Consider the following 6,531-nt stretch of genomic DNA (forward strand, 5'->3'; position numbering starts at 1 on the left):
ACCTCCAGCATCGGCAATCTCGAGGGTCTGTTCGAGAAGCTCACCCCGGCCGAGTTCCCGGTGCTGGACGAATTGCTGCCGGAGGCGCGCAAGGCCGGTGGCGAGTTCGGCCCGGCCGTGACCTTCGACCATCTCGTCCTCGTCTACGACGCGGCGCTGACCCCGCCGCTCGCCAAGCTCGCCGACCTCTGGCGCCCCGATCTGAAGGGCCAGATCGCCCTTTCGGCACCGCCGAACATTCAAGGCCTCGCCTTGACCGCCATGGTCGAGAAGATGGAAGGCGGCGACTATCGCAAATCGATCGACGCGGCGATGAAGAAGCTCAGGGAGCTCGCCCCCTCGGTCAACACCTTCGAGCCCAATCCGGACGGCTACTCGCTGATCCTGAACGGCGTCGTCAAGGTCGCGACCGGCTGGAACGCCCGCTCGCAGCTCTATGGCGATCAGTCGAACGGCAAGATCCGCACGCTGCTRCCGCCCGAGGGCTCGGTCTTCCAGATCAACACCATCAACCTCAGCGCCGGCTCGAAGAACCGCGCCGCCGCTGCCGCCTTCGTCAGACACGCCCTCTCCCAGCCGGCGCAGAAGGCCTTCACCGAGCGCATGTTCTACGYGCCGACCAACGCCAAGGCCCAGATCGACGCCAAGGCTGTCGCGCGCACCGCCGCCGCGCCCGAAAGCCGCTCCACCATGATCCCGCTCGACTGGAACGACATCCTCAAGGTGCGCGACCAGTGGAACAATCGCTGGCGGCGCGAGGTCATCGCGGCGGCGCGCTGAGCGGGCAACGGGTAAGCGACGATGAGCTATCTCGAACTTGCCGGGCTGCAGAAGCGCTATGGCGCCTCTGTCGCAGTCGACGACGTCTCGCTCGCCGTGGAGAAGGGCGAGGCGGTCGCGCTGCTCGGCCCCTCCGGCTGCGGCAAGACGACGACCTTGCGGATGCTGGCCGGGCTCGTCGAGCCCGATCGCGGCGCAATCCGCGTCGATGGCGTCGCGATGACCAATTTGCCGGCTCACAAGCGCAATATGGGCTATGTCTTCCAGTCCTATGCGCTGTTTCCGCATCTGAGCGTGGCTGGGAACGTCGCCTTCGGGCTGGAAGAGCGTCGCCGGCCGAAGGCCGAGATCGCGCGGCAGGTCGAGGATGCGCTGGCGCTCGTCCGTCTCGCGGGGCTCGACCAGCGCCGCCCGCGCGAGCTCTCCGGCGGGCAGCAGCAGCGCGTGGCACTGGCTCGCGCGCTGGTGATCCACCCTTCCGTGCTGCTGCTCGACGAATCCCTCTCCAACCTCGACGCCAAGCTGCGCGACGCGATGCGCCACGAGATCCGCTCGATCCAGCGCTCGCTCGGCATCACCACCCTCTTCGTCACGCATGATCAGGTCGAGGCGCTGACCATGTGCGATCGCATCGCCGTGATGCATCGCGGCCGCATCGCCCAGATCGGCACGGCCGAGGATATCTACGAGCGCCCGGCGACCCGCTTCGTGGCCGAATTCGTCGGACGCGCCAACGCCCTGCCGGCGACGCGCGGTCCCGACGGCAAGGTCCTGCTCTGGAACGAACCGCAGCCCGTCACCGCTCCCGCCAGCGGGGAATTCGACGTCTTCGTGCGGCCGCAACGCATGCGCATCGTTCAGCGTTCGGAGGCGGTCGGCGCGGAGACTGTCCGAGTGAGCGGGCGCATCCTGCGCAGTGTCTTCGTCGGCGACCATGTCGAGGTGCTGGTTGAGGGCGCGGGCGGGCAATTGACRGTCGAGATGCCGTCGGGCAGCCCGGCGCCGGCTGAGGGCGCCGAGGTCGCGGTTATCTGGCGGGCGCAGGACAGCCTGCCCTTCCCGCGCGAGGCGCCATGAGCGCGACGCGCCGACTGCCGCTGCTGCTGATACCGGCCGGACTCTTCGTGCTGGCCATCTATGCCTGGCCGACCCTGCTCCTGCTGCGCAACGCCTTCAACGAAGTCGGCCCGACCGGCGCGCTGGTCGAGGCCTGGTCGCTGAAGACGGCCGCCGACACCTTCGCCGATGGCTTCACCTTCGAATTGACCTGGAACTCGCTCTGGCTCTCGCTCGTCGCGACGGCGATCGCGCTGGCCCTGGCCTATCCGCTCTCGCTCTTCCTGTTCCGCACGACCTCGCGCTGGCGCAGCATCCTGGCCGTGATCGCCATCCTGCCGATGCTGATCTCCGGTGTCGTGCGCGTCTTCGGCTGGCTCGCCATTCTCGGCGACCGCGGGCTGGTCAACGGCCTGCTGCAATGGCTCGGCCTGATCTCGGCGCCGCTGAAGCTCGTCTTCAACTGGACCGGCGTTACCATCGGCCTGGCCGAGAGCATCATGCCCTACATGATCCTCGCCTTGCTCGCCGGCTTCGGCCAGCTCGACCGGACGCTGGAGGAGGCGTCGCGCTCGCTCGGTGCCTCGCCGTTCCGAACCTTCCTGCGCGTGACGCTGCCGCTCAGCCTGCCCGCCATCGTGCTGGCGGCGGGGCTCGGCTTCGTCCTCTCCATGTCGGCCTATATCACGCCGAAACTGCTCGGCGGCGGGCGTGTCTTCGTGCTGGCGACCGAAATCTTCGAGCAGGCGACGACCAACACCAACTGGCCGGCGGCCGCGGTGCTCGCGCTCTACACGCTCGTGCTCCTGCTGGTGCTGCTCGCCTTCTCCAACCTGCTGGCCCGGAGGTTGAGGCGATGAACGGTGCCGGTCCCGTCCTCTCCGGCATCGCGGCACTCGTCTATGCGCTGATCCTGGCGCCGATCGTCGTGGTCTTCACGCTCGCCTTCTCGGCGGATAATTTCATCCTGTTCCCGCCTTCCGGCTACTCGCTGCGCTGGTTCCAGGCGCTCGCCGGGAACGCTCCGCTGCTGTCGGCGCTTGGCTTGAGCGTGCAGGTCGCGAGCGTGGTGACGCTGTGCTCGCTCCTCGTCGGCGTGCCCGCCGCGCTGGCATTGGCCAAGGGCGAGTTCCGGGGCAAGGACGCGCTGACCGGCTTCTTCCTTGCGCCGCTGCTGCTGCCGACGCTGATCACCGGCCTCGCATTGCTGCTGTTCTTCACGCCGCTCCGGCTCACCGCGACGCTGCCGGGCCTCGTCCTCGGCCATATGACGGTGACGGTGCCCTTCGTCATCCGGATGATGGCGACGGCGCTTGCGAACCTCCCGCACGACATCGAGGCCGCCGCCGCAACGCTCGGCGCCACGCCCTGGCGTGTGGTGCGGCGCGTGACGCTGCCGCTGGCGGCGCCGGGGCTGATCGCCTGCGCCTGCCTGTCCTTCCTGCTTTCCTTCGACGAGACGGTGATCTCGCTCTTCATCGCCGGCCCGCGCGCCTCGACCCTGCCGGTCGAGATGGTGCGCTATGTCGAAGGCCGCACCGACCCGCTGATCGCGGCGCTCTCGGTCGTTCTCATCATCGCCACGCTGATCGTCGTCGTCGCGGTCGAACGCCTTGTCGGCGTCGCCCGCGCCGTCGGACGATAGCTTGGAAGCATAATGTCGTCCGAAAACCGGTCCCCACTTTTCGGCATCATGCCTCAGGAGAAGACACCATGCCCGATTACCGCATCGCCCCCATGCCCGAGCAGCTTCCGGCCGCGCTCGTGGAGAAGCTGCTCAAGGTCGAGACCGCGACCGTCGGCCACTCCCAGCATTGGGGCTTCATGGATCGCGGCATCCAGCCGTTGCTGCGCACGAAGCGCATCGCCGGCGCGGCGGTGACGCTCGCCATTCCCGGCCAGGATTCGACTTTGCTGCATCACGCGCTCGGGCTGCTCCGGCCGGGCGACATCCTCGTCGTTGACCGCCTGGGTGACGACAAGCACGCCTGCTGGGGCGGCGGCGTCACCGTCGCGGCCAAGGCGGCCGGCGCGCTCGGCGGCATCGTCGACGGCCCCTGCACCGATCTGACCGAGATCCAGGATTCCGATTTCCCGATGTGGTGCCGCGGCATGTCGCCGATCACCACCCGCCTCTACAATCTCGGCGGCACGCTCAACCATCCCATCTCCTGCGGCAATGTGCCGGTGAAGGCGGGGGACGTCATCCTGGCCGACGAATCCGGCGTGCTGGTGCTGCCCCGCGAGGAGGCCGAGGCGATTGCCGACGCGGCCATCGCCCGGCAGGAGCGTGGCGAGAAGACGCAAAACCGCGTCAAGGCCGGCGAGAAGCTCGGCGACATCTCCGGCGCGACCAAAATGGTGCTCGACGCGCTGGCCCAGAACGGCTGAGCCGCCTCGTCCCGAAGCCCCCACACGACACCTTCGCCTTCAAGACCGGAATCCCATGATGTCTGAGACCATCGTCCTGCTCGATATGACGACGCCGGAGCGCGCCGACCGCCTGCGCGCGCTCCTGCCGCCGGGCTTCGTCCTGACCCATGGCACGGCGCGCGGCGATGAGCATATGAAGGAGATCATCGCCGAGGCCGACTATGCCATCTCCGGGCAGGTCGGCGTCTCGCGCGAGGTGCTGGCGGCGGGCAGGAAGCTGAAGCTCCTGCACAAATGGGGCGTCGGCTACGACAACATCGACATCGCCGCTGCGAAGGAGCTCGGCATCAGGGTCGCGCGCACCACCGGCTCCAACGCCGTTCCGGTCGCCGAATTCGCGCTCGGGCTGATGCTGTCCTCGCTGCGCTTCATCGCCTATGGCCATGAGGAGCTGAGACAGGGCCGTTGGGCGACCGGCAAGCTGCCCGGCGACACCTACATGCTCTCCGGCAAGACGGTCGGCATCGTCGGCTTCGGCGCCATCGGCAAGAACGTCGCGAAGCTGCTCAAGGGCTTCGGCTGCAAGATCCTCTACAGCAAGCGCACGCCGCTCAGCGCCGCTGAGGAGGCCGAGCTCGGCGTCAGCCATGCCTCGCTGGCGCAGATCCTGGCGGAGGCCGATGTCGTCTCGCTGCACTGCCCGCTGACGCCGGAAACCACGAACCTGATCGATTCTGCCGCCCTCAAGGCGATGAAGAAGACGGCGGTGCTGGTCAACGTCGCCCGCGGCGGGGTGGTCAACGAAGCCGATCTGGTCACGGCGCTGCGGGCGCGGGAGATCGCGGGCGCCGCGATGGACGTCTATTCGGTCGAGCCGCTGCCGCCGGACAGCGAGTTGCTGACCCTCGACAATATCGTGGTGACGCCGCACCTCGCCGCCATGGCGGCCGACAACTTCGCGCCGACCGTCAAGCGCATGTTCGCCAACATGGTGCATGTCTCGCGCGGCGAGCCCGTGCCGGAGCGCGACCTCGTCGTCTGACCGGCAGCCTCAGTTCCTGAGGAAGCCGATCGATATCCACGGGACTGCTGCGACGATCAGCAGCCCGATGAGAAGGGCCGCGATATAGGCCCAGATGTATTTGAGGCCATCGTCGGGGTTGATCTTCGAGATGGCGCAGGCGCCGTAATAGCCGACGCCGAAGGGCGGGGCGAACAGGCCGATGCCCATCGCGAAGATCACGACCATGGCATAATGGACCTCGTGCACGCCGAGCTGGTGGGCGATGGGGAAGACGAGCGGTCCGAACAGCACGATCGCCGGGATGCCCTCCAGCACCGATCCCAGGATGGTGAAGGCGAGGATCGAGATGGCGAGGAAGCCCCAGCTTCCGCCGGGCACGGCGGCCATGGCCTGGGCGAGGTCGCGCGAGAAGCCGGACTGGGTCAGGCCCCAGGCCATGGCGGTGGCGCAGCCGATGATGAAGATGATCGCGCCGGTGAGGGAAGCGGTCTCGACCAGCATCTTCGGCAGGCGGCGCCAGTCGAACTGGCGGTAAAGCAGGAGGCCCGCCAGAATCGCATAGGCGATACCGATGGTCGAGACTTCGGTCGCGGTGGCGACGCCCTCGACGACGGCGGCTCGGATGACGAAGGGCAGCGCGATGGCGGGCGCGGCGATCAGGGCGAGCTTGGCGATCTCGCGGCGGGAGAAGCGCGTGACGTTGCTGAGGTCCTCGCCCCTGCAGCGCCACCAGACGACGACGCAGAGCGCGGCGCCGAGCACGACGGCGGGCAGCATGCCGCCGGTGAACAGCGCCGCGATCGAGACGCCGGTGACCGAGCCGATGGTGATCAGCACGATCGAGGGTGGGATGGTCTCGGTCTGGGCGCCGGTGGCGGAGAGCAGCGCGACGAGGTCGCCGGGCTTGGCGCCGCGCTTCTGCATTTCCGGGAAGAGCACCGGGGCGATCGCGGCCATGTCGGCGATCTTCGAGCCGGAGATGCCGGAGACCAGATACATCGCGCCGATCAGCACATAGGACAGCCCGCCGYGGACATGGCCGAGCAGCGAGGCGAGGAACTGGATCATGGCGCGCGCCATGCCGGTCATCTCGATCAGGGCGCCGAGGAAGATGAAGAGCGGCACGGCGAGCAGGATGAGATGGCTCATGCCCTCGTCGAGCCGGCCGACCATGACGAGCATCGGTGTCGAGGTCGTGCAGGCGAGATAGCCGAAGGTGGCGAGGGCGAAGGAAAACGCGATCGGTACGCCGGAGAAGACGTTGAGGGCGACGACGCCGACGAAGAAGACGATCAGGT

General features: G+C 67.9%; 7 protein-coding genes. 6 read left to right on the forward strand and 1 reads right to left on the reverse strand.

The window, feature by feature from the left end; genetic code table 11:
- The 6 genes from AB4Y99_RS24065 to AB4Y99_RS24090 form a co-directional block, all read left to right on the forward strand.
- The coding region (locus AB4Y99_RS24065) for an extracellular solute-binding protein (RefSeq protein WP_441525094.1) at positions 1-780 on the forward strand (780 nt) is incomplete at its 5' end.
- A gap of 21 nt (positions 781-801) precedes the next feature.
- On the forward strand, positions 802-1,857 hold the full coding sequence (locus AB4Y99_RS24070; protein ID WP_441525095.1) for an ABC transporter ATP-binding protein: 1,056 nt from the start codon (positions 802-804) through the stop codon (positions 1,855-1,857).
- Positions 1,854-2,696 carry an ABC transporter permease gene (locus tag AB4Y99_RS24075; RefSeq protein WP_441525096.1) on the forward strand — a complete coding sequence of 281 codons (843 nt, stop codon included), beginning with the start codon at positions 1,854-1,856 and terminating at the stop codon, positions 2,694-2,696. Before AB4Y99_RS24070 ends, AB4Y99_RS24075 begins: the two co-directional genes overlap by 4 nt.
- Positions 2,693-3,481 carry an ABC transporter permease gene (locus AB4Y99_RS24080; protein WP_038364633.1) on the forward strand — a complete coding sequence of 263 codons (789 nt, stop codon included), beginning with the start codon at positions 2,693-2,695 and terminating at the stop codon, positions 3,479-3,481. Before AB4Y99_RS24075 ends, AB4Y99_RS24080 begins: the two co-directional genes overlap by 4 nt.
- Positions 3,482-3,549: 68 nt before the next feature.
- The gene (locus AB4Y99_RS24085; protein ID WP_038364631.1) at positions 3,550-4,227 is read left to right on the forward strand and encodes an RraA family protein; all 678 of its coding nucleotides are present in this window, start codon (positions 3,550-3,552) and stop codon (positions 4,225-4,227) included.
- Positions 4,228-4,285: 58 nt separating this feature from the next.
- Positions 4,286-5,251 (forward strand): 2-hydroxyacid dehydrogenase, encoded by a 966-nt coding sequence (locus AB4Y99_RS24090; RefSeq protein WP_441525097.1) that lies wholly within the window; start codon positions 4,286-4,288, stop codon positions 5,249-5,251.
- A 9-nt stretch (positions 5,252-5,260) separates the two neighbouring features.
- Here the strand turns inward: AB4Y99_RS24090 and AB4Y99_RS24095 are convergent.
- The coding region (locus AB4Y99_RS24095) for a TRAP transporter large permease (RefSeq protein ID WP_441525098.1) at positions 5,261-6,531 on the reverse strand (1,271 nt) is incomplete at its 5' end.

Source organism: Allobosea sp. TAB14, assembly GCF_052113865.1.
GTDB lineage: Bacteria > Pseudomonadota > Alphaproteobacteria > Rhizobiales > Beijerinckiaceae > Allobosea > Allobosea spartocytisi.